At 31.6% G+C, this 24580-nt stretch carries 23 protein-coding genes and 1 tRNA gene; 21 read left to right on the plus strand and 3 right to left on the minus strand.

All coding sequences use genetic code 11. The features are described from left to right. The first annotated feature begins 95 nt into the window (after window positions 1–95). Window positions 96–3602, plus strand: coding sequence for a proline dehydrogenase family protein (locus AAID94_01410; protein XAK24206.1), 3507 nt, complete (start codon window positions 96–98; stop codon window positions 3600–3602). Between the two features lie 14 nt (window positions 3603–3616). Further along, the gene (gene putP / locus AAID94_01415) at window positions 3617–5098 is read left to right on the plus strand and encodes a sodium/proline symporter PutP (protein XAK24207.1); all 1482 of its coding nucleotides are present in this window, start codon (window positions 3617–3619) and stop codon (window positions 5096–5098) included. Window positions 5099–5285: 187 nt separating this feature from the next. On the opposite strand, the gene yedF is transcribed toward putP, so the two are convergent. Together yedF and yedE are read right to left on the minus strand one after the other, a co-directional pair. Further along, window positions 5286–5513 (minus strand): sulfurtransferase-like selenium metabolism protein YedF, encoded by a 228-nt coding sequence (gene yedF, locus AAID94_01420; protein ID XAK24208.1) that lies wholly within the window; start codon window positions 5511–5513, stop codon window positions 5286–5288. Window positions 5514–5516: 3 nt separating this feature from the next. After that, window positions 5517–6728: a selenium metabolism membrane protein YedE/FdhT gene (yedE, locus tag AAID94_01425; GenBank protein ID XAK24209.1), complete on the minus strand. Its 1212-nt coding sequence runs from the start codon at window positions 6726–6728 to the stop codon at window positions 5517–5519. Between the two features lie 157 nt (window positions 6729–6885). On the opposite strand from yedE, the gene AAID94_01430 reads away from it, so the two are divergent. The 19 genes from AAID94_01430 (at window position 6886) to AAID94_01520 (ending at window position 23440) form a co-directional block, all read left to right on the plus strand. After that, window positions 6886–6980, plus strand: a tRNA-Sec gene (locus AAID94_01430). Between the two features lie 21 nt (window positions 6981–7001). Beyond that, window positions 7002–8252, plus strand: a complete 1251-nt coding sequence (locus AAID94_01435) for an adenylosuccinate synthase (protein ID XAK24210.1) — start codon at window positions 7002–7004, stop codon at window positions 8250–8252. Then, window positions 8249–8677 (plus strand): flagellar export protein FliJ, encoded by a 429-nt coding sequence (locus tag AAID94_01440; GenBank protein ID XAK24211.1) that lies wholly within the window; start codon window positions 8249–8251, stop codon window positions 8675–8677. Before AAID94_01435 ends, AAID94_01440 begins: the two co-directional genes overlap by 4 nt. Beyond that, window positions 8670–9188: a MotE family protein gene (locus tag AAID94_01445; GenBank protein ID XAK24212.1), complete on the plus strand. Its 519-nt coding sequence runs from the start codon at window positions 8670–8672 to the stop codon at window positions 9186–9188. Before AAID94_01440 ends, AAID94_01445 begins: the two co-directional genes overlap by 8 nt. Window positions 9189–9261: 73 nt before the next feature. After that, window positions 9262–9813, plus strand: a complete 552-nt coding sequence (locus AAID94_01450) for a DUF507 family protein (GenBank protein XAK24213.1) — start codon at window positions 9262–9264, stop codon at window positions 9811–9813. Between the two features lie 3 nt (window positions 9814–9816). After that, complete coding sequence (gene carA, locus AAID94_01455; protein ID XAK24214.1) at window positions 9817–10935, plus strand: glutamine-hydrolyzing carbamoyl-phosphate synthase small subunit; 1119 nt, start codon at window positions 9817–9819, stop codon at window positions 10933–10935. Next, on the plus strand, window positions 10932–11603 hold the full coding sequence (locus tag AAID94_01460; GenBank protein ID XAK24215.1) for a sulfite exporter TauE/SafE family protein: 672 nt from the start codon (window positions 10932–10934) through the stop codon (window positions 11601–11603). The genes carA and AAID94_01460 overlap by 4 nt, the downstream gene beginning before the upstream one ends. Then, window positions 11604–12818, plus strand: coding sequence for a butyrate sensor histidiine kinase-like phosphatase BumS (gene bumS / locus AAID94_01465; GenBank protein XAK24216.1), 1215 nt, complete (start codon window positions 11604–11606; stop codon window positions 12816–12818). Between the two features lie 4 nt (window positions 12819–12822). Beyond that, complete coding sequence (gene bumR, locus AAID94_01470) at window positions 12823–13491, plus strand: butyrate response regulator transcription factor BumR (protein ID XAK24217.1); 669 nt, start codon at window positions 12823–12825, stop codon at window positions 13489–13491. A 128-nt stretch (window positions 13492–13619) separates the two neighbouring features. Next, entirely contained in the window at window positions 13620–15086 is a 1467-nt protein-coding gene (gene ccoN / locus AAID94_01475) for a cytochrome-c oxidase, cbb3-type subunit I (protein XAK24218.1), read from the plus strand. 12 nt (window positions 15087–15098) lie between these two features. Beyond that, on the plus strand, window positions 15099–15764 hold the full coding sequence (ccoO, locus tag AAID94_01480) for a cytochrome-c oxidase, cbb3-type subunit II (GenBank protein ID XAK24219.1): 666 nt from the start codon (window positions 15099–15101) through the stop codon (window positions 15762–15764). A gap of 4 nt (window positions 15765–15768) precedes the next feature. Further along, the gene (locus AAID94_01485; protein XAK24220.1) at window positions 15769–16032 is read left to right on the plus strand and encodes a cytochrome c oxidase, cbb3-type, CcoQ subunit; all 264 of its coding nucleotides are present in this window, start codon (window positions 15769–15771) and stop codon (window positions 16030–16032) included. Next, window positions 16032–16895 (plus strand): c-type cytochrome, encoded by an 864-nt coding sequence (locus tag AAID94_01490; protein ID XAK24221.1) that lies wholly within the window; start codon window positions 16032–16034, stop codon window positions 16893–16895. Before AAID94_01485 ends, AAID94_01490 begins: the two co-directional genes overlap by 1 nt. Next, complete coding sequence (locus AAID94_01495; GenBank protein XAK24760.1) at window positions 16892–17116, plus strand: DUF4006 family protein; 225 nt, start codon at window positions 16892–16894, stop codon at window positions 17114–17116. Before AAID94_01490 ends, AAID94_01495 begins: the two co-directional genes overlap by 4 nt. Continuing rightward, window positions 17113–17214, plus strand: coding sequence for a hypothetical protein (locus AAID94_01500; GenBank protein XAK24222.1), 102 nt, complete (start codon window positions 17113–17115; stop codon window positions 17212–17214). Before AAID94_01495 ends, AAID94_01500 begins: the two co-directional genes overlap by 4 nt. Continuing rightward, window positions 17211–17801: a hypothetical protein gene (locus AAID94_01505; protein ID XAK24223.1), complete on the plus strand. Its 591-nt coding sequence runs from the start codon at window positions 17211–17213 to the stop codon at window positions 17799–17801. Before AAID94_01500 ends, AAID94_01505 begins: the two co-directional genes overlap by 4 nt. Then, window positions 17794–18318, plus strand: coding sequence for a FixH family protein (locus tag AAID94_01510; protein ID XAK24224.1), 525 nt, complete (start codon window positions 17794–17796; stop codon window positions 18316–18318). Before AAID94_01505 ends, AAID94_01510 begins: the two co-directional genes overlap by 8 nt. Further along, the gene (locus tag AAID94_01515; GenBank protein XAK24225.1) at window positions 18315–20681 is read left to right on the plus strand and encodes a PD-(D/E)XK nuclease family protein; all 2367 of its coding nucleotides are present in this window, start codon (window positions 18315–18317) and stop codon (window positions 20679–20681) included. Before AAID94_01510 ends, AAID94_01515 begins: the two co-directional genes overlap by 4 nt. Continuing rightward, window positions 20678–23440 (plus strand): RecB-like helicase, encoded by a 2763-nt coding sequence (locus tag AAID94_01520; protein XAK24226.1) that lies wholly within the window; start codon window positions 20678–20680, stop codon window positions 23438–23440. The genes AAID94_01515 and AAID94_01520 overlap by 4 nt, the downstream gene beginning before the upstream one ends. Here the strand turns inward: AAID94_01520 and AAID94_01525 are convergent. Further along, window positions 23437–24564: a WG repeat-containing protein gene (locus AAID94_01525; GenBank protein XAK24227.1), complete on the minus strand. Its 1128-nt coding sequence runs from the start codon at window positions 24562–24564 to the stop codon at window positions 23437–23439. The two genes, AAID94_01520 and AAID94_01525, sit on opposite strands and share 4 nt — an antisense overlap. Window positions 24565–24580 lie beyond the last annotated feature (16 nt).

The raw sequence follows: 24580 nt of genomic DNA on the forward strand, positions 1-24580 counted from the left end.
TTTTTATACATTTTTTGAATTTAAAATCTTATTTTTACTTTATTTATGATATTATTTTTACTTAAAATATTATTTTATCCTTAGGAGATGTAAAAATGATACAAAAATCCTTAGCTTTAGCTGAAGAATTGCAAGGAAAAATAGAAGCAAACATTTCAAATTCTGAAAAAGAATTCCATGCTAAAATGCAAAAGCTTCTTAATAATCCTGAAAATAAAGTCATGCTGATCGAATTGCTTGACCGTTCTTTTAGATGTAAGGATAAAAGAGCAAGTTTTGAGCTTATCGAACATACTTTAAATAAGTATGGTATAGCAGATTTTTTTAGCGCTTTTGAGAAATTCTTGCTCTTTAGTTTTTTAAATTTTGGTAAATTTGCACCTAATTTAAGCGTTCCATTTTTTGTAAAACATTTAAGAGAAGATACTAAAGCTATGGTTTTGGATGCAAATCCTAGTGTTTTAGAACCTCATATGCGTAAAAGAAAGGATCAAGATAATATCACTTTAAATGTGAATTTGATTGGTGAAGAGGTTTTGGGCGAAGCAGAAAGCAAATACCGCATTCAAAAATATGAAGAAGCTTTAAAATCAAGCTATATTACTTATATTTCGATTAAAATCACTACTATTTTTTCACAAATTAATATTATTGACTTTGAATACTCCAAGGATGAAGTGGTTAAAAGACTTGATCATCTTTATGCTTTAGCCTTAGAAGAAGAAAAAAAGCAAGGTGTGAGTAAATTTATCAATCTTGATATGGAAGAATTTAGAGATTTAGAACTAACCGTTGCTGCCTTTATGGAAAGTGTTTCTAAATTTGATATTAAAGCGGGTATTGTTTTACAAGCTTACATACCTGATTCTTATGAGTATCTTAAAAAACTTTTTGCTTTTTCAAAAGAAAGAGTTTTAAAAGGAATGAAGCCTATTAAAATTCGCTTTGTAAAAGGTGCAAATATGGAAAGTGAAGAAACGATCGCAAGTCAAAGAGGATGGGAACTTCCTACTTTTTATAAAAAAATAGACACAGATAGTAACTACAACAAAATGCTTGATTTTGTTTTAGAGGGAGATAATTATAAATATATCAATATAGGTATCGCAAGCCACAATATCTTTGAAATCGCTTATGCTTACACACGCATCAGTGAGGCAGGAGCTCTTGATTCTTTTACTTTTGAAATGCTTGAGGGTATGAGTTTACAATGTTCTTATGAATTATCTAAAATGCATGATTTAATTCTTTATGCACCTGTTTGCGATGAAGCGCATTTTAATAATGCTATTGCTTATCTTGTAAGACGCCTTGATGAAAATACAAGTGAAGATAATTTCATGAGATATTTTTTCAATCTCAAAGTTGGAGATAATAACTGGAATGTACAAAAAGAACTTTTCTTAAAATCTTTAGAAGGTATTAAAACGCTTGATAATAGCACACACCGCATCCAAGATAGAAACAAAGCTCCAAATGTAGTAAGTGCTTATGAAAGTGGAGTGTTTAATAACGAAAGCGATACGGATTTTATTTTACCACAAAATAGAGCATGGGCTAAAGTCATAAGGGCTAAATATGAAAATTTAGAAAATTATGATGTAATGCCTGTAATTGGAGATTTAGAATTTGATAAAAATGCTTTAAATGTCTTAGAAGTTAAAGATAAAATCAAAGATAGAGTGATAGGAAAAGCTTATTTAGCAGGTGAAAATGAAATTAAAAAAGCTCTTGAAGTAGCTAAAAATTCTAATTTTAAAAATACAAGTTTTGATGAAATTCATGCTATTTTAGCTAAGGCTGCAAATTTGATGAGAGAGCGTCGTGGGGATTTGATAGGTTTGGCCGCACTTGAGGTGGGAAAAACTTTCTTAGAAATCGATCCAGAAGTAAGTGAAGCTATCGATTTTACTGAATTTTATCCACATTCTCTAAAGGTTTTAAGAGAGCAAAATAAAAATACTCAATTTAGCCCTAAAGGCATAGGAGTAACCATAGCTCCTTGGAATTTCCCTATAGGTATTTCAGTTGGAACCATAGCAGCACCATTAGCAGCGGGCAATGTCGTAATTTATAAGCCTTCTTCGCTTTCAACCTTAACAGGCTATATGCTTTGTAAGTGTTTTTGGGATGCAGGAATTAGCAAAGATGCTTTGATTTTCTTGCCTTCAAAAGGAAGTGATATTTCTAAATATTTACTTGTTGATGAAGCAGTGAAATTCTCTATACTTACAGGTGGAGAAGATACGGCTTATGCTATGCTTAAAGCAAATCCTACCTTGCTTTTAAGTGCTGAAACGGGTGGAAAAAATGCTACGATTGTTTCTAAATTTGCAGATCGTGACAGCGCGATTAAAAATATTATCCATTCTGCTTTTAGCAACAGCGGTCAAAAATGCTCGGCTACTTCTTTGCTTGTTTTAGAAGAAGAAGTTTATGAAGATGAAGAATTTAAAAAGACTTTAGTAGATGCAGCTGCTTCTATGGCTGTGGGAAATCCTTTTGAATTTAAAAATAAATTAGGTACATTAGCAGATAAGCCTAGTGCTAAAGTAGAAAAAGCTTTAAATGAATTAGCCCCTTATGAAGAATGGGCTTTAAAACCTCAATTTTTAGAAAACAATCCTTATTTGATGACTCCAGGGATAAAATACGGCACCAAAAAGGGTGATTTCACTCATATGAATGAGCTTTTTGTACCAATTTTAAGTGTAATGAAAGCAAAAGATTTAAAAGAAGCTATAGAGATAGTCAATTCAACAGGCTATGGTCTTACTGCAGGGTTTGAGAGCTTAGATGAAAGAGAATGGGAGTATTTTCACACTCATATAGAAGCAGGAAATATCTATATCAACAAACCTACAACAGGAGCTATAGTGCTTCGCCAACCTTTTGGTGGAGTGAAAAAATCCGCTATAGGTTTTGGTAGAAAAGTGGGAATTTATAATTATATAACCCAGTTTTTGGATATAAACACAAATGAAGCCGATGAAAATTTACTCAACAATGAACTCGTAAAAACTCTAGAAAAAATAGATCTTGGCACAAATGAAGAAAATAAAAAATCCTTAAATAATGCTATTTTGATGGCAAAATCCTATGCATATCATCACAGAAATGAATTTAGCGTTTCAAAAGATTATGTCAATATACGCGGTGAGGATAATCTCTTTTCTTATACTAAAATTAAAAATTTAGCTTTTAGAGTGTGCGAGAATGATAATTTGCAAGATATTTTAGGAGTTATCATCGCAGCCAATATCTTAAATATCCCTTTGAGCGTAAGCTATGAAGAGAATGCTAAAATTTCTTTAGTAAAAGAACTTTGCAAAGCTATAAATCTAAATCTTGAAATCACAAATGAAAGCAAGGCGAAATTTGTTTCAAGATTGAAGAATTTTGAGAGAATCCGCTATCATGGAAAAGTAAGTATGGAAGATGAAATTTATCAAGAGGCCGCAAAAAAAGCTAAGATTATCATCAGAGAAAAGCCATTGTTAAATGGTCGTTTTGAACTTTTATTTTATCACAACGAAAAAGCTTTAAGTATATCTTTCCATCGTTATGGAAATTTAGGCATTAGAGCGTTAAATCATCATTAAATCAAGGAGTAAAAATGGAAACAGTTCAAATTAATACCCCCATAGCGATAATGTTTGTGGCATACGCCGCTTTAATGCTTTATATAGGTTTTTATTTTTATAGACAAAATAAAAATACAGAGGATTATTTCCTAGGTGGGCGTTCTTTAGGTCCAGTAGTTTCTGCACTAAGCGCAGGGGCTTCTGATATGAGTGGTTGGCTTTTGATGGGTTTGCCAGGGGCTTTGTATGCAAGTGGACTTATAGAGAGTTATATTGCCATAGGGCTTAGTATTGGAGCTTTATTGAATTGGAGCTTTGTAGCGAAAAGACTTAGAATTTATACAAGTGTGATTGCAAATTCGATTACAATACCTGATTATTTTGAAACAAGATTTGATGATGATAAACATATCTTGCGTATAGTTTGTGCGATCGTCATTTTGATATTTTTCACCTTTTATGTCTCATCAGGGCTTGTGGGTGGAGCAAAATTATTTGAAGCAACTTTTGGTATAAGATATGAATACGCACTTACTACAGGGACACTTATCATTGTTGCTTATACTTTCTTAGGCGGATACAAAGCAGTTTGTTGGACGGATTTGCTTCAAGGACTTTTAATGATGGGTGCATTGATCGTTGTTCCTGCTGTTATGCTTTATCATTTAGGCGGTTTTGGTGAGGCTATGGCTGTTATAGAAGAAATTAAGCCTAATGCTTTATCTATGGGTGAGGGTATAGGAGCGTTAAGTATAGTTTCTGCGCTTGCTTGGGGCTTGGGATATTTTGGACAACCTCATATTTTGGTGCGTTTTATGTCTATTCGTTCTACTAAGGATATTCCTACGGCTACATTTGTAGGAATTTCTTGGATGGTGATTTCTTTGATAGGTGCTTGCTTTATAGGTCTTTTAGGGATAGCTTATGTGCATAAATTTGAGCTTACTCTTCAAGATCCTGAAAAAATCTTTATTGTAATGTCGCAACTTTTATTTAATCCATGGATAGCAGGTATTTTACTTAGTGCTATTTTAGCTGCTATTATGAGTACAGCAAGTTCGCAACTTCTTGTATCAAGCTCTACCATAGCAGAGGATTTTTATAAAAGAATTTTCAACAAAGAAGCATCTAATAAAACCGTGATGAATTTAGGAAGAATGGGTGTTTTATTGGTGGCATTAGTTGCTTTTGTGATTTCAACGGATAAAGAATCAAGTGTTTTAAGTATCGTAGCTTATGCATGGGCGGGATTTGGAGCAAGTTTTGGTTCTGTAATGCTTTTCTCTTTATTTTGGAGCAGAATGACAAGAATAGGGGCAATTTTAGGTATGATAACAGGAGCTGCTGTGGTTGTTCTTTGGAAAAATTATTTAGCAGAACTCTTTAATTTCCCTATTTATGAGATAGTTCCAGGTTTTATAGCTGCTTCAGCAGTGATAATCATTACAAGCTTACTTACTAAAGTCCGTCCAGGAACTAAAGCTGCATATGAAAGAATGCTAAAAGAACTTTAAGATTATTTTATAAAATGAGGATATTTGTTTCAATATCCTCTAAATTTCCTGCTTCTTTTTTATCTAAATTTGACTTATAAAATTTGCAAAAACTTTTTTAGTAAGTAAGATATGTTTGAAAAAATTTGATTTATATTGATGAAATTTTATTTGCTCTAGTTTTTGAGATTAAAACTAGAGCTAAATTTTAAGGCTTTTGGATCAAAAATCGAAGCGTTGGACCATTTTGATCGATTTCAAGAATTTTAAAACCACGATTTTTTGCATCTTGAGGTATAGAATTGATACTTTGTGGACAATCACAAAGCACTTCTAGAATTTCTCCACTTTTAAGTTGCGGTAAAGCATCTAGCGTAGCAATAGCAGGATAAGGACAAGCTTCACCTTCTAAATTTAAAGTATAAGTAATTTTCATTTTTTATCCTTTTGGGTTTAGTTTTTGAAAGAAGTGTTTTTTATAAAATAAAACACAAGCAAACATTAAAATAAAAAGAGCTAGATTTATGAAAAATCCACCTAAATTTCCAAATTCATTGAGCAAGTTAATTTTTACACCCTCTTTAAAAGCACTAGGTAAAAAGTCATAAGTTAGAGCTAAAATCATCGTTCCTATAATGTTTGCAATACCCACTATCATAAAATGACTTTGTCCCTCGCAAGCACGATAAGTCCATCCACATTCACAACCCCCTGCGAAAACTATACCAAAACCAAATAAAAATGCCCCAATGGCCACTGCGGGAGAGAGTTCGATGAGTTTGCTATTGTGTCCATGTAAGATGAAAGCAAAAGCGATCAAAGAAGCGATTATCATACCGATTAAAGCACCTTTTATAGCATTTTCTCTACCAAATAAGAATAAATCTCTAAAACAAGCAGTAAAGCAAATTTGTCCTCTGGAGATGATAAAACCAAATGCAAAGCCAAAAATGAGTGCTAAAGCTAAAAGGCTTTGTTTGCTTTGTGTGCTTATATTGCCATTAACAAGCACAAGATAAAACACCCATATTAAAAAGGCTACAAAAAGAATACTACCTAAGACAAAATGAAATTTCGTACGCGAGCTTTGTTTGACTAAAGGAATGTTTTCTTTATTGACACACTCTAATTTTGCTTTAGGTTTAAAAAAGGAAGTGTTACAAAGTTTTACACCAAGATAAATTCCTAAAACCATAAAAACACCAAAAAACCAAGTATGCAATGAAAAATAAGGCAAGCCCGTAAAAAAGTTTGCCAAGTTACACCCAAAGGCAAGTCTTGCACCATAGCCTGAAAGAATTCCACCTACTATGGCTTGAAAGATTCTTATATTGCTAGCAGGTAAGCGAAATTTGACTTTATTAGCCCAAAGCGCAGCGATTAAACAACCTATAAACATACCTATAAGCATGATTCCATCAGTTCTTGTTAAAGGAGTGCCATTTAAATTTTGCTTTTGATAATAAGAATATCCATTTAAATCCATACCCAAAAGCTCTAAAAATTCTCCACCCCAACGCGTCATTTCTCCTGTAACAGCCCAAACACCGCCAAAAATTCCAAAGTATACTGCACTTAAAATTCCAAGCGTTATCATAGCGCGGGAATTGTCCCAAAAATTGATTAAGTATTTTTGTTTGAAAGATTTCAAAGAAGTTCCTAAATATCGTAATCATCAAACCTTGATGCTGAAAAAAAGAGTGAGATTATAACTTAATTTTAAACTAAAGTCAAAAATTAGCGATGCTTTGATAAAATTTGAAAATTTATTTTGTTTTTCATTTAAAAGTAGTTATAATTATAACTTTGGAAGATTAGCGTATCTGGTGATCGCCACTGACTTCAAATCAGATGAAAGGGTAGTTGACTATTCTTTGGGGAGTTCGATTCTCTCATCTTCTCGCCGTAAAATTTAAGGAAAATAATGAGTAAAGCAGATATTATTGTTGGAATTCAATGGGGTGACGAAGGTAAGGGTAAAGTAGTAGACAAATTATGTGAAAATTATGACTATGTGTGTCGCAGTGCAGGAGGGCATAATGCAGGACATACCATTTGGGTAAATGGCGTAAGATACGCACTTCATCTTATGCCAAGTGGTGTTTTACACTCAAGGTGTATCAATGTGATTGGCAATGGAGTTGTGGTATCTCCTGAAGTTTTAATCGCTGAAATGGCTCAATTTGAAAATTTAAAAGGTAGATTGTATATTAGCGATAGAGCACATTTAAATTTAAAACACCATTCTTTGATAGATATTGCCAAAGAAAAACTCAAAGGTAAGGATGCTATAGGCACGACAGGCAAAGGTATAGGGCCTTCTTATGCAGATAAGATTAATCGTACCGGACATAGAGTAGGAGAACTTTTAGATCCTCAAAGACTTCACAATGCTTTAATGAAAGATTTTGAAGCAAATAAAAATTATTTAGAATTTTTAGGGATTGAAATTCCAAATTCAGATGAATTGCTTAGTGATTTAAAACGCTTCAGTGAGATTTTAACCCCATTTATAACAGATACTACAAGAATGCTTTGGAAAGCTTTGGATGAAGATAAAAAAGTGCTTTTAGAAGGAGCACAAGGCTCTATGCTTGATATAGATCATGGAACTTATCCTTATGTAACAAGTTCAAGTACAATTTCAGCGGGTGCTCTAACAGGTCTTGGCCTAAATCCTAAAGAAGTGGGTTCTATCATAGGTATAGTAAAAGCTTATACCACGCGCGTGGGGAATGGAGCTTTTCCTACTGAAGATAAGGGTGAAAGTGGAGAAAAAATAGCTCAAATAGGCAAAGAAATAGGCGTAAGCACAGGACGCAAAAGACGCTGTGGTTGGTTTGATGCTATTGCGGTAAAATATACTGCAAGACTAAACGGCTTAGATGCTTTATCTTTAATGAAACTTGATGTTTTAGATGGTTTTGAAAAGGTGAAAATTTGCCGTGCTTATGAATATAAGGGTATGGAAATTGATTATATTCCAAGTGATTTAGAAAATGTTAAGCCTATTTATGAAGAAATGGATGGATGGGATAAGGTTTTTGGTATAAAGGATTATGATTTATTGCCTGAAAATGCTAAAAAATATATCGCAAGATTGGAAGAACTTTGTGGTGTGAAAATAAAATACATTTCAACAAGTCCTGAAAGAGATGATACTATCATTTTATGAAAAGTAAATACAATAGCGTTGCAAAAGTAAGAAAACAACAACTTGATAAAGCACAAAGCAATCTTAATGCAGCAAAGCAAAGACAGATTGAAAATGAAAGGCTTTACGAGCTTTCGCGTAAAGAATGTGAAAGCTTATCTGTTTTACCTAGCTCGGGCTCTATTGCAGAATTAAGATCAAATTTAACTATGGCTCAAGTGGGTAGAGATGCTTTAGCAAGGGCTAAAGAAAAGGTTGAGTTATCCAAAAAAGAGATAAATCACTACCAGTTTTTATATCAAAAAGCCCATTTAGATTATGAAAAAATAAAAGTTTTAGAAGCCGAAGAAATCAAACAAAAGCAAAAAGAGCTTGCTAAAATCGAAGAAAAAATTTTAGATGAAATTGCTATCACTCGTTTTTTAAAAGGAGAAAAAAATGTATAAAAAACTTTTATTCTTGGCTTTTTTTATAAATTTAGCTTGGGGGGCTGAGCAAGATTGTGAGCAATATTTTGAAGCTAGAAAGGCACAACTTGAACTTCAAACAAGAGAATTTGACGAAGCAAGACAAGCTTTGGAAGCTTACAAAGCTTCTTTTGAAGCTTTGCAAAAAGAAAGGCTTGAAGTCTTAAATCAAAGAGAGGCTGAAGTAAATGCGACTTTGGCACAGATTGAGAGTTTAAAAGAGCAAAATACAAAACTTTTAGAAGAGCAACAAAAAATTTTAAATTCTATCAATGAAAAAACAGAAGGTAGGATCAAAGAAATTTATTCGCAAATGAAAGATACTGCAATAGCTGATGTTTTAACTCAAATGGACGCTGAGGAAGCGAGTAAAATCATGCTATCTTTAGAGTCTAGAAAAATTTCAGGAGTGCTTTCTAAAATGGATCCTGCAAAAGCGAGTGAATTGACCTTATTGCTGAAAAATATGGATAATAATAAAAGCAATTAAAAATTTATTTTTTTAACATTCTTTTACCAAAAATATATTATTATTTCAAAACTATTAGTGAAAAGGCTTGAAAATGCGTATAAAATTGCCACATATACCTTATATTACAAATAAAATAATGTTAGACATTGCACATTCCTCTTTTGTTGAAATTAAAGACAATATAGAAAAATTAAACCCTTGCATTAAACAAATTTTAGAAGATGATCTTATGAATGAAAGAAAGCTAGATGAAAGAGTTAAAGAGCTTTTGGAACAACAAGAAGATGAAATGGAGCTTATGCAAGTAGATCGTAAGAATATGTTTTGGCTTGTTAAGAAAAAATTAGCCCCTGAATTTAGTGTGATTTTAAATTCCGAAGATAGACATAATCATTTAGCACATAGAATTTTAGAAGAACTTATAGAAAATGATTATATTAACTTTGTGGTAAGTGAAAATAGAGTAAAAAATTTGATTTTTTCTAGTATAGATGACTATCTTAAAATTTATGAAAAATTAGAAGATGAAGTTTATGAAAAAATAAGTAATTATAAAACAAAACCTGTTCCAGGTAGTGAGGAGTATGAGCTTATTTTTGAAAAACTTTACCAAGAAGAGCTTAGAAAAAAAGGAATGTTTTAAATTATGAAAGCTTATATTTATATAGAAAACGATATTTTTTTAACTGCTAAGGCTTTTGGCAAGGGTGGAACTTTTTTCGGTGAGCTTGTGTTTAATACTTCTTTAACGGGTTATCAAGAGATAATATCTGATCCTTCATACGCAGGACAATTTATCATTTTTTCTATGCCTGAAATTGGCATTGTAGGAACCAATGAAAATGACAATGAAAGTAAAGAAATTTTTGCAAGTGGCGTTTTAATGAGAGAATTAAGTCCTACTTTTTCAAACTTCCGCGCTCAAAAAAGTCTACAAGAATATTTAGAAGAGCATGGAAAAATAGGAGTTTATGGACTAGATACTCGTTATTTAGTAAAAATGCTAAGAGACAGCGGAAATTTAAGAGCGGTTATCTCAACTGAAATCTCTAATAAAGAAGAATTAAAAGCTGCTTTAGAAAAATCTGCAAAAATAGATGAGATCAATTTTGTAAAAGAAGTAAGCACTAAAAAATCCTACGCTCACAAACATGGAGTTTGGAATAATACTACTCAAAGTTACAACAAGGCTAAAAAAAATACAAAAAAAGTTGCTGTTATTGATTATGGTGTGAAAGCAAATATCCTTAATGAGCTTGTAGAAGTGGGCTTAGAGGTAGAAGTTTTTCCTTATGATACCAAGGCAGAAGAACTTATCAAGCTTTATCAAAAAGGTCAAATTCAAGGTGTATTTCTTTCAAATGGGCCAGGAGAGCCAAAAATTTTAAAACAAGAGATTGCTGAAATTAAAAAATTAGCCGAGGCTAAAATTCCTATGCTTGGAATTTGCTTAGGGCATCAGCTTTTAAGCAACGCTTTTGGTTATGAAACTTATAAAATGAAATTTGGACAACACGGAGCTAATCATCCTGTGATCAATTTAGAAAATAAAAGCGTTGAAATCACTGCTCAAAATCATAACTATAATGTCCCTGAAGAGCTTTGTGAGGTAGCGATTATTACGCATAGAAATCTTTTTGGAGATAATGTTGAGGGTGTAAAATACAAAGACTATCCTATTATTTCAGTACAGCACCATCCTGAAAGTTCGTCAGGCCCACACGAAAGTAAATATATTTTTAAAGAATTTATGAATTTAATGTGAACTTTCTTCCTTTGAATTTTGACTTTTTGGCTATATTTAGCGTAGCCTTTTTATCGAGCTTTGGGCATTGCTATTCTATGTGTGGGGGATTTATTTTAGCTTTTATGAATTTAAATTCGACCCACAAAAATTTGTTTTTATTAACTTTTATTTATCAATTATTTAGAATTTTTTCTTATATTTTATTAGGAATAATCTTTGGGATATTTGGGAATTTATTAGCTATAAATGCCAAAATTCAAAGTTTATCCTTTTTTATACTCGGTGTGTTTATGGTAATCTTAGGTTTGTCTTTAATTTTTAGAGGTAAAATCCTTGCTTTTATCGAAAATCGCACTTTTTTTGAGTATTTTATAAAAAAGATTATTAAAAAATCTATGGGTTTTAAAGGTGTAAAATCGGCAATGATTTTAGGTTTTGCTAATGGGTTTGTTCCCTGTGGTTTGGTGTATTTTTTTCTAGCCAATGCAATGAGTAGACAAAATGTTACAGAAAGCATTTTAGTTATGTTAGTTTTTGGTCTTTCAACCCTTCCAGCGATGCTTTTTTTTGTTAAAATATCGCAATATTTGGGTGTATTTTTGAAAAAAGTGTTTAATTATGTATCTTATTTCATTATTGTTGCTTATGGAGTAGGTTTAGCTTATATGGGCTTTAAGGCTTTTTAAATGGCAAATTCAGCTGCCGAGCAAGTTTTAAAAGCAATAGAAGAAAATATAATTTTTTTTAAAATTGATTTACAAGGCATAATTATCGATGCAAGTGAAAAATTTTGCAAGGTAAGTGGCTATAGTAAAAAAGAGTTGATTGGAAAGCACCATTTTATTTTAAAGCATCCTGATGTTAAAGAAGATTATATAAATCAGCTTTTGGAAAAGCTTTGGCAAAAAGAAGCTTATTGGGTGGTTTTTAAAAATATTGATAAACTAGGTAAAACTTTTTATCTTGACGCATTTTTAATTCCTATTGTGGATAAAAAGGGTAATTTAAATGAAATTGCTGCTTTATCTTACGATATTAGCAATTCTTTTAAATTAAATGAAGAACTTGTATTAAATCATGCGAAATTGCGTGAAATTAGTGTAAATCTTGAAAAGATAGCTAAAGAGCGCAAGGAAGAATTTGCAAAACTAAGCAAAGATTTTGAGTATAAGCTTAAAGTTGCTTTAGAAAAAAATGAGAAAGATACAAAAAAGATTTATAAAGAAATTTTAAATTCTTCTATAGAGCAGATGATTAGCGATATTGCACATCAGTGGAGACAACCTCTAAATGAGCTTGGTATTGCTATGTTTCAAATGAAGCAAAATGTTCAAGATGAGAAGGGTTTTACTGAAATTTATCTACAATCTAAAAGTACGATAAAAAATATGTCAGAAACAATTGATATTTTTAGAACCTTATTTAAAAACAATGAAAATGAAAAAAATCATGTCTCTTTGAGAGAAATTTTAAATAAAGTAATTGGAATCGCTTTTGAAACCATAGAAAAGCAACAAGTTAACACTCGAATAATCTCAAAAACAGATTATAGAGTTGTAGCACATGAGAATGGCCTAATGAGAGTTTTTTTAAATTTAATTATAAATTCCATAGAGGCGTTTAAAACTCAAAAAGTAAAAAATATTATATTTAGTTTTTCGAAATTCGGAAAAAATTATATTAAAGTTAAGGTTAGGGACAATGCAGGCGGGGTTGATGAAAATATTTTAGATAAAATTTTTCAACCCTATATTACAACTAAACATCCTAGTCAAGGTATAGGAGCGGGGCTTTATATCAGCAAGCAAATTGTAGAGAGTTTTGGTGGAAAAATTCAAGTCAAAAATATAAAAGATGGAGCTTGCTTTGAAATATATTTAAAGTTGCAAGAGGGGAATTAAATTTATGAAAGAATTGGTTATATTGGTTGTAGAAGATGAGGTAAAGATTAGAGAATCACTTGTTAATGTTTTATCTTCTCGTTATAGTAAGGTAATAGGCGCACAAAATGGTGATGAAGGTTTAAAGAAATTTAAAAAATTTAAGCCTGATTTGATTATTACAGATATTGCTATGCCTATCATGGATGGACTTGATATGTCAAAGGAAATTAAAGAAATAGCAAATGATGTTCCTATAGTAGTGCTTAGTGCTTTTTCGGAAAAAGAAAGATTGTTGCGCTCTATTGATATAGGTATAGATAAATATCTAATCAAACCTGTGGATATAGATGAACTTTTCAAAGTTTTGGATTATTTAGTAGGTGAAAAGATAGAAGCTAATGCTCTTGTTGATATTTCTAAAGAATATCAATTCAATAAAACCAAAAGAACGCTAATTTATAAAGGAAAAGAAATAGTTTTAACCAAAAAAGAACTCGCTTTTATTTCATTGCTTTTAAAGCAGCCTGGGGTTTTGGTATTGCATGAAGATATTAAGAAAAATGTTTGGATAGGCGAGCATGTTAGCGATACTGCTGTTAGAACCTTTATAAAAAGAGTAAGAGATAAAGTCGGGGAAAAATTTATTAAAAATGTTCCAGGTTTGGGGTATAAAATCAATATAGAAAATTAGGACAAAAAATTTCCTTAAAATATAAAAAATAACAAATGATTAACAAAAATATTGGCTTTAAGAAAAAATGTATAATTAATAGTTTATAATATAAACTTGTTATCTTAAAAATTTTAAGGAGAAAGTCGATGCACCCAGGTAATGCATTAAATTACGACTATACGGTTGCAAAATATTTCATGTTTGCGACTATATTGTTCGGGATTATAGGTATGGCTATAGGAACTCTTATAGCTTTTCAAATGGCATATCCTAACCTAAATTATTTAGCAGGCGAATATGCTACTTTTTCAAGGCTTAGACCGCTTCATACTTCTGGTGTGATTTTTGGTTTTATGCTTTCAGGGATTTGGGCAACTTGGTATTATATAGGACAGCGTGTTCTTAAAGTGAGTATGGCCGAATCCAAATTTCTAATGGCTATAGGCAAGCTTCATTTTTGGCTTTATATGATCACCATGATTATAGCTGTAATCTCTTTATTTGCGGGTGTTAGCACCTCTAAAGAATATGCTGAACTTGAATGGCCTTTAGATATTCTTGTTGTGCTTATTTGGGTTTTATGGGGTGTAAGCATTTTTGGGCTTATCGGCATTCGCCGTGAAAAAACTCTTTATATCTCTCTTTGGTATTACATAGCTACATTTTTAGGTATCGCTATGCTTTATCTTTTCAACAATATGGCGGTTCCAACTTACTTCGTTGCAGAAATGGGTAAATGGTGGCATAGTGTATCTATGTATGCAGGGACAAATGATGCTTTAGTTCAATGGTGGTATGGGCACAATGCGGTTGCTTTTGTATTTACTGTTGGTATTATTGCTCAAATTTATTATTTCTTACCAAAAGAAAGCGGTCAGCCGATTTTCTCTTATAAACTTTCTTTATTTGCGTTTTGGGGTTTAATGTTTGTTTATCTTTGGGCGGGTGGACACCACTTGATTTATTCTACCGTTCCTGATTGGATGCAAACTATGGGTTCAGTTTTCTCTATCGTACTTATCTTGCCTTCTTGGGGTTCAGCAATCAATATCTTACTTACTATGAAGGGTGAATGGGGTCAGCTTCGCGAAAGTCCTTTGATTAAATTTATGATTTTAGCATCAACTTTCTATATGTTCTCAACACTTGAAGGTCCAATTCTTTCGATCAAATCAGTAAACGCTCTAGCTCACTTTACAGATTGGATTCCAGGACACGTTCATGATGGAACTTTAGGTTGGGTTGGCTTTATGACTATGGCAGCGCTTTATCATATGACTCCTAGAATATTTAGAAGAGAGCTTTATAGCAAATCCTTAATGGAAGCACAATTTTGGATTCAAACTACAGGTATAGTGCTTTATTTTGCTTCTATGTGGATAGCAGGTATCACTCAAGGTATGATGTGGAGAGCTACAGATGAATACGGCAACTTGCTTTACAGCTTTATTGACACTGTTGTAGCTATTATACCTTATTATTGGATTAGGGCAATTGGTGGTTTATTATATCTTATAGGATTTTTCATGTTTACTTATAATATTTATAAATCAATTGCTTGTGGAAAAGTGCTTGATAAAGAGCCAAAAAGCGCTTCGCCTATGGCTGCATAAAAAGGAGAGAAAATGTTTAGTTGGTTAGAAAAAAATCCATTCTTTTTTGCTGTCGCTGTTTTTATTGTGATTGCTTATGCGGGGATTATTGAAGTGCTGCCAAATTTTGCAGAAAATGCAAGACCTATAGAAGGAAAGAAGCCTTATACGGTTTTACAGCTTGCAGGACGCCAAATTTATATCAAAGATAGCTGTAATGCTTGTCATTCACAGCTTATTCGTCCTTTTAAATCTGAAACCGATCGTTATGGTATGTATTCTGTTAGTGGTGAATTTGCTTATGATAGACCTTTCCTTTGGGGTTCAAAAAGAACAGGTCCTGATTTAATGCGTGTTGGAAATTATAGAACTACAGATTGGCATGAAAACCATATGTGGGATCCTGTTTCAGTTGTTCCAAATTCTATCATGCCTGCTTATAAGCATATGTTTAAAAACAATGCTGATATGGAAACTGCTTATGCAGAAGCTTTAACTGTTAAAAAAGTATTTAATGTTCCTTATGATACTGAAAATGGAACAAAGTTAGGTACTTGGGAAGAAGCGCAAGCTGAAATAAAAGCTGAAGCACAAGCTATAGTTGATCAAATGAAAAATCAAGAAGTGAAAGATGCTTTTGCTAGGGGCGAGATTAAGGAAATTGTTGCCTTGATCGCTTATTTAAATAGCTTAAAGTAAAAATATGGAACATTTAGCGATTATTTGGAATGTGATTAAAAATTTGGTCACTTTGAATTTATCAGCAGTGCAAAAACATGAATGGGAAATTTTTCAAGGTTATGGATTTTTTCTATTTGTAATGTTTTTATCAATAGTATTGTATTCTTATTGGTATCATCTTTATAGGGCAGAAAAAAAAGGCGAGAGAAATTATGAAAAATATGCAAATCTCGCTTTGAGCGATGATATCGATGATAGTGTTTTAGAAAGTAAAAGGAGTGCTTGATGCAATGGTTAAATTTGCAAGATAATGTTAATTTATTATCTTTCATTGGAGCGATTCTTATTATATTGATTACTCTTGTAGTCGTTGGTAGAATGTTTAAATATATGAAAGAAAAAAAAGGTGAAGGGGAATTAAGTGAGCATAGCTGGGATGGCATAGGAGAGTATAAAAATGCTATTCCAACAGGCTGGGCTGTTGTATTCTTTCTTACCATAGTATGGGCGATTTGGTATTTTTTATGGGGTTATCCTCTAAATTCTTACTCAAGTATAGGCGAGTATAATGAAGAAGTTAAGACTTATAATGCTAAATTTGAAGAGAAATTCCAAAACTTATCTACTGAAGATAAGATAGCTATGGGACAAAATATCTTTTTGGTTCAATGTTCTGCTTGTCATGGAATTACAGGCGATGGTATCAATGGAAAAGCTCAAAATTTAAATATTTGGGGTAGTGAAGAAGGCTTAGTAGATGCGATTAAACACGGTGCAAAAGGTATGAATTTCCCTGGTGGAGAAATGCCTGCTGCTGCGGATTTGGGAATTTCTGAAGAAGACATTCCTGCAATTGCTGCTTATGTGGCAAAAGAGCTTTCTGCTATCAAAAAAACTTCTAATGAAAATTTAGTTGCCAAAGGAAAAGAAGCTTATGCAACTTGTGCAGCTTGTCATGGTGAAGATGGAAAAGGTCAAGATGGAATTTTCCCTGATCTTACAAAATACGGTTCAGCAGCATTTGTTGTAGATGTTTTACATAGTGGTAAAACTGGCTTTATCGGAGCTATGCCAGCATTTTCTATATTGAATGATACTCAAAAAGAAGCTGTTGGTGAATATGTAATTTCTCTTTCAAGGGGTGAATAATGGAAAACACTAATAGATGCGTATTTTCTCTTTCAGGTGTTACAGGTATGTTGATTGCTACTGTTTTATTGCTCGCAATTTTAGTGGGCTTAACTATTTGGGGTCTTAAGGCTCAACAAGAAGTAATGCAACAACCCTATAGTCTCAAAGATATCCAAAATGTAAAAATGCTTGGCTCAAAAGAACAAGATCATAAAAGCATAGGAGGAGTAGCACAATGAATAAAGCTTTAGAATATTTAATTGTTATTGGATTAGTTGTGACTGCTGCGATTACTGCATGGTCGGTTTTAACCGCAAACCATCTTCACATAGGATGAGAAAAATATTACAAGATGGCTTTTTGGCCATCTTTTTATTCTTTTTACCTGTGCAAATTCTTGCACTTGAGCCTGTGATTTTTAATGAAAATGTACTTAACCAAAAAGTAGTAGATGAAATTAATCTTATCGGTAAAGAGCTTCAGGAAAAAAGCGGAATTTTTGCCGGTGTGGCAATCGGCGATAAGAGTGATTTTCAAACTTTACTAGACTTACACAAGCAACTCCCACAGTCTTATGTTTTACTTGTTTTATCTAAAAATTCACATAAAGTAGACATCATAGGTTCTAAAGGAGCTTTGGCTTTAATCGATAAAGAAGCCATACTCAGTCCTTATCCAGGGACAGGTTCTATTTTGCCTATTTTAGCGACTAATAAGGGTGATATTTATAATGCGGCTATTTTAAATGGTTATGGAGATATAGTTGATCGTTTGGCGCAAGCTAGAGGGATTGAATTGCAACATTCTATAGGTAATGCAAACCGTGATACTATTAATATTTTAAGAATTTTAATCTATGGTTTTATTTGCTTTGCATTGTTATACTACGCCCAAAGAAGAATGAAAAGGAAGAAAAATGCTTAAAAGCAAAAAAACCTTTTGGCCTTATGGAATTTTAATTTCGATTTTTGCTATTGTGGTTGCTTGTATAGCAACTATTGTGGTAGCAAGTAATTATCCTGTATATGAGGATGATTTTTATTTTGACTCTTATCAAAATGTTGAAAACAATTTTAATGTTATCCAAAAACAACAAGAGCAATTTGATGCCTTGTTTAAGATTGAATTTCAAAATGATAAAGTTGATTTAATCGGTAAAAGAAAAATTGTAAGTTATACAATCGATGCAGATTCTTATTTGGCAAAATTTAAAATAACAACTTTAAGTGATAAAGCAAATACACAAAATTTAAAGAGCGAAATTTTGCTTACAAGACCTCATACAAGAGAATTTGATCAAAAACTTTTAGGACAAATTCAAGATGGAGTCTTAAGTGTGTCTTTGCCTCAGCTTGAAAAAGGTAGATGGCAATTAAAAATCAAACTCAGCACAGAAGATGAAATCATAGGCTTTTTTAGTTATGAGTTAAACGCTCAATGATACTAAGAATATTTAGTTCCTCAAGAAAGATTAAAGAATATCAAGAAAAAGCAAAGGCTAAAAACGCTTTACTTGATTCTGCTTTTCTTGTATCAGATTTTTTAGATCGAGTATGTGTAGTCAACTCTTTTAAAGCAAGCTCTTATGAGAGTTTGCTTTTAATGCAAGAAGCTTGTTTAAAAAGTAAAGATTTAGAAAAAAAATTAGGCATTTCGGCCGAATTTTTTAATTTTTTAAAAAACAATGAATATCTTTTTTCATTTTTTAAAGAATTAAGCTCAGAGAAAAAAAGCATACAAGATCTTAAAAACAATGATTATTATGCAACCTACAATGAGCATTTGGAAATTTTGGACGAGGTTTATACAAATTATCTTCTTTTGCTTAAGCAACACAATTTATACGATGATTTGTCTTTAGCTCAAGACTATAAGCTTAATTTGGATTTTTTAAATGAATATGAAAGTATATATTATGACTTGCAAGGTTTTTTAAGCAAATTTGAAGAGGATTTGCTGTGTGAGATTTCTAAAATCAAAGATACAATCATAGGCTTTAAAACTAGTAAATTTAATCTTGAATACCTATTAGAACTTGACTTTTTAAAAGATATACACTTAGAACTTGATATGTTTTATGAAGTCAATCTTTCACAAAAAAAGATTTTAAAACAAGAAAAACTTTCACATCCTGACATTTTAGTTAAATTAAAAGCCTTCGAGCTTAGATCTTTGCAGTGTGCTTTTGTTATGGATGAAATTTCTAATTTTGTCCGAGCGGGAATAGATCCTGAAAAGATAGCCGTCATCACTCCTGATGAAAGTTTTTGTGAGCTTTTAAAACTTTTTGATAAAAACAATATGTTAAATTTTGCTAGTGGAGTAAGCATTAAAGAAAGTTTGTTTTATCAAAAGATCAAAGCTTTATATAATGGAGCAAATTCAGATGCTTTTATCTATAAGACAGATGAGAATTATTTTGAGCAAGAAAAAATAATTTTTGATTATCATAATACTTTGTTGCATTATTTAGAACTTCAATTTGAAGATTTTAGAGCCCGCTTTGATCAAATTTGTGATTTGCAGTATTTTGAAAATTTAATCCATAGTTTTTTAAAAGATGAAAGTCAAGAGCTTATGAACTTGGTGCAAAAAGAGCTTTATTTTATAAAAGATTTGCTCAAAAACAAATCCTTAAAGCTTAAAGAACTCATGCAACTTTTTTTCATGCAATTAGATCAAATAAGATTAAGTCATGTTGGTGGTGGAAAAGTTACTGTTATGGGACTTTTAGAAAGCAGGGGGCTTAGTTTTGATGGTGTTATCATACTTGATTTTAATGAAGATTTTGTTCCTAAAAGAAGTATTAATGAGTTGTTTTTAAACAATGAAGTGCGTAAAAAAGCAGGGCTTATAAGCTATGAAAGAAGAGAGAATTTACAAAGACTTTATTATGAAAATTTGATGAGAAATGCTAAAAAACTTAGCATTAGTTTTGTGGAGAATGAAGAGCAAACCAGGTCGCGTTTTTTAGATGAGCTTGATTTTAATTTTTTTGAAGAAAAAACCACACCTTCTAAGGCCTATTTAAATGCTTTAAAACTCGACTATCAAGGTGTAAGATTAAATTTAAATCCTATAAAAGCACCTGTTTTAAAACACGATATTTTTGAAAAAGAATTATCGTTTAGTCGTTTGAATTTATTTTTATATCAAAAAAGAACTTATTTTTATCGTTATATTTTAGAATTACCTGAAGCTAGAGCCTTAAGCGATGAAAGCAGGGCTAAAAATCAAGGAAATTTTATCCATAAAATGCTCGAACTTTATTATAAGAATTATTCTAAAAATAATTTCAACCTACAAATTTTCAATGATTTGTTAGAGCAAGAATATCAAAAATACGGCATTAGCGAACTTGAGCTTGAAATTTTTAAATTAAAATTTATACAATTTGCCAAAAACGAAGAAGAGCATTTTAAATTAGGCTATAAGGTGATTGAGCAAGAAGAGGAACACCATAAAACTTTAAATATCCAAAATCATACGATCAGGCTTAAGGGTATTGTTGATCGTATCGATAAGCTTGAGGATAAACATTTTATCATTGATTATAAAAGCGGAAAAGTCCCTAGCAAATCCTTTCAGCTAGCTTTTTATAAGGCTTTATACGATGAAAATGCAGAAGCAAAATTTTATGATTTAAATCAAATGCAATTTGTTGAAGAAAAGGCTAAAAGCTTAGATGAGCTTAAAGAATGTCTAAAAGATTTGCTTGAGCAAAGAGAAGAAGAGATTGAATTTGAAAACGATAAAGATGAGTATTGCCCTTATAAAATCATCTACAAAAAGGATTTTAGATGAAATTTAAACCTTTTTTAGCCTTAGAAGCAAGCGCAGGAAGCGGTAAAACTTTTGCTTTAAGTGTGCGTTTTGTGGCTCTTATTTTACAAGGAGCAAAAATAAATGAAATTCTAGCCCTAACTTTTACCAAAAAAGCTGCCAATGAAATGCAAAAAAGGATTATTGATACTTTTTTAAATTTGGAAAAAGAAAGTAAAAAAGGCGAATGTAAAGAGCTTTGTGAGCTTTTAGGGTGCGAAGAAGATGAGCTGATACTTTTAAGAGATAAGAAAAAGCAAGAATTTTTAAGACAAGTGCTTAAGATAGGTACATTTGATTCTTTTTTTAGTCGAATTTTAAGAGCTTTTGCTTTAAATTTGGGATTGAGTAGCGATTTTGATACAAGTGAAGAAAAGCTTGATGTTAGGGCTGTTTTTTTAAAATTACTCAATCGTCAAGAATTAAAAGATTTGGCTTATTATAAAGTGAGTTTAGAAGATAATCATGATTTTTTTGAAGAGCTTGAGAAATTCTATGAAAATGCGTATTTTAAAGAATGTGTAAGGATTCCTAATCCTTCAAAAGCTTCTATCAATCAAGCCTATGATGAACTAAGGGTTTATTGTTTAAGCTTAGATCATGTCAAAGGATATAAATATTTATGCACGCATTTTAAAGATGAAGTGCTTCAATTAAGCCAATTTGCAAAGTCAGATCTTTTGAATTTAACAGGTGCTCCAAAATACCTGCAAGACTTAGAAGATAGCGATGTCCAATTTAGCCAAAAAAGAAAAGCATTCATCAAAGCTTTAAATGCTTATGCTAAAGAGCTTGAAGAATATAAGATCGCAAATTTAATGAATCTTTTAAGCCATTTTAGCAAGGCTAAAGATATTATCCAAAAAGATAAAAATACTTTAAGCTTTAGTGATATTAGCCGAAGGGTGCTAGATCTTATCAGAAGTGATTTTAAAGATATGATTTATTTTCGCTTGGATGGCTATATTTCTCATTTATTAATCGATGAATTTCAAGATACTAGCGTGGTGCAGTATCAAATTTTAAGACCTTTGATCGCCGAGCTTGTTTCGGGCGAGGGCGTGAAGAAAAATAGAACCTTTTTTTATGTGGGCGATAAAAAACAAAGTATCTATCGTTTTAGAAAGGGTAAAAAAGAACTTTTTGATTTGTTGCAAACTGAATTTAAACAAATTCAAAAAGATCAACTCACGATCAATTACCGCTCTAAACAAATTTTGGTTGATTTTGTCAATAAAACCTTTCAAAGTAAGATTAAAGACTATACCCCTCAACTTTCTTTAGAAAGCAAAAAAGGTGGCTTTGTGCGTGTGATCGAGTCGCAAGAAATAAAGGTGGATAAAGATCAAGCTAAAGAAATTCAAGATAAAACCCTAGAAGCTTTGCTAGAGCAGCTTAAATTTTTAAAAAGTAAAAATATCGCTTATGATGATATTTGCATTTTGTGCTGGAAAAATAACGATGCGGATATGATTTTGGATTTTTTACACGAGCAAGATATCCCAGCCTTTACTCAAAGTAATATTTTACTCGAAAATAAAGCCTGCGTAAGAGTGCTTTTAGAATACGCTAAATACTGCATTTTTGGCGACGAATTTTACTTGCATTTTTTGAAAGAAATGTTAGGCTTTGAGCCTTTGAAATTAAAGCTTGATTTGGCAAAAAGTGCTGTGCAAAATGTGCTTTATTTGATCAAAGAATTAAAACTTGATCTTAATGATATGGCTTTGATTCAGTTTATAGAATACGCTAAAAGCAAGGATGATTTTTTAAAGCTTTTGTTTGAGCCTTGCACTTTAAAAATTATGAGTGAGCAAAATAGAGGTGTAAATATCATGACTGTGCACAAATCCAAGGGCTTGGAATTTGATCATGTGATTTTACTTGATAGTCTTTCAAAAAACAATCCCAACAATAAAACCATAATGCTTGAGTACGATATCGATCAAGGTTGGGAGCTTCACATAAAAGATAGCTACCGAAAAGCGACTCAAGAGAGCGAATATAAAGCTTTTATAGATAAAATCACAAAAGCAGATTACGAAGATGATATCAATAAGCTTTATGTTGCTTTTACAAGGGCAAAAGACAGTCTTATCATCATCAAAAGAAATGCTTCATTTCAAAATGGCAACTATCCAAGCTATTTAAACACTATGCTTGATATTGAAATTCAAGAATTAGGCGAGATAGAAATTCAAACCAATGACACCCACTTGCCTCAAAAAGAAAGCTTTCAAGCCTTAAAGGAATTTGAAAAAATTCCTTTACAGGATATAGAAAGAAAAGAAAATACAAGCTCGGATGAAATTTATTTTGGAAATGCTTTTCACTTTTTTATGCAGAATTTAAAGCTTCCACAAGGAGAAAATTTTGACATTCTTTGTCAGAAAGTGAGTGGTAAATTTAGACATTTTTTAAATCACGGTGATTTTGAAAAGCTTTTTAAAAGGATAAAAAATTTACTTGCTAATGCCCAATTTCAAAAACTCATCGAAAATAAAAAATTACTCAAAGAACAAGCTTTGAGTTTTCAAGGTGAGATCAAACAGCTTGATTTACTTGCTTTGGGTGAAGATGAAGCCATCATTATAGATTATAAAACAGGTTTGAATTTCAACAAACACAAAGAGCAGGTTTTGCTTTATAAAGAAGCTATCGAGAAGATCTTGGCTAAGAAATCAACTCAAGCTTTTTTAGTCTATGTTTTAGAAGATAAGGTGGAGATAATAGAGGTTTAATACCTTATTGTATCAAAAATAGGTTTTATCGCAAATTCTCCATTTCTATCTATAAAACCCCATTTTCCATTTAATTTGACCTTTGCAATTCCTTGATTGAAATTATTGACTTCATCAAATTTAGGTTCTATTACAAATTCGATATTTCTATCTATAAAACCCCATTTTCCATTCATTTCAAATTTTGTAAGATTTTCATCATCGACAGAATTAAACTCGTGCTTGGTTGTAAATTTTCCATTTCTATCTATAAAACCCCATTTTCCATTTAATTTGACTCTAGTCATTCCCTTATTAAAACTCCAATCGCAGATATTTTTGTATATAGCAAGCTTAAAGAATTTATTTTGAATATAAGAGTTTTCGAATCTTGTTTCAATAGTAAAACATACATCATCAAATTTGGGTTCTATTACAAATTTTCCATTTTTATCTATAAAGCCCCATTTTCCGTTTAGTTTAACTCCCGCAAGATTTTCATTAAAATCATTAACATCATCAAATTTGGGTTCTATTACAAATTTTCCATTTTTATCTATAAAGCCCCATTTTCCGTTTAGTTTAACTCCCGCAAGATTTTCATTAAAATCATTAACATCATCAAATTTGGGTTCTATTACAAATTTTCCATTTTTATCTATAAAGCCCCATTTTCCGTTTAGTTTAACTCCCGCAAGATTTTCATTAAAATCATTAACATCATCAAATTTGGGTTCTATTACAAATTTTCCATTTTTATCTATAAAGCCCCATATATTATTTAGTTTAATTCCGGCAAAACCATTTCTAAAAAAACTCACACCATCAAATTTAGGGTTAATTATCATTTTTCCATTTGTATCCATAAAACTATATTTACCATTTAAACCAATTATTGCCAAACCTTCATTTGTAAAATTGTAAGAGGCAAATATATTAAAACAAGCCTTGCTATCCCCCTTGTTGCATTTTTCTTTCAAAATTTTATGATTATTGTTACTTTCAAGAGAGTGTTGTTTGTTTGGATTATTTATATAAAATTTGCTGTTTTCTCCACTATAATAAATATAGAAAGCAAAAGCACAAATAAGCAATAAAAAAGCAATAGTAAATTTTATTTTATGTTTAATAAGTAAATCTAACATTATTCTACCTTAAACT

This window comes from Campylobacter coli (assembly GCA_039516895.1).
GTDB classification, from domain to species: Bacteria; Campylobacterota; Campylobacteria; order Campylobacterales; family Campylobacteraceae; genus Campylobacter_D; species Campylobacter_D coli_B.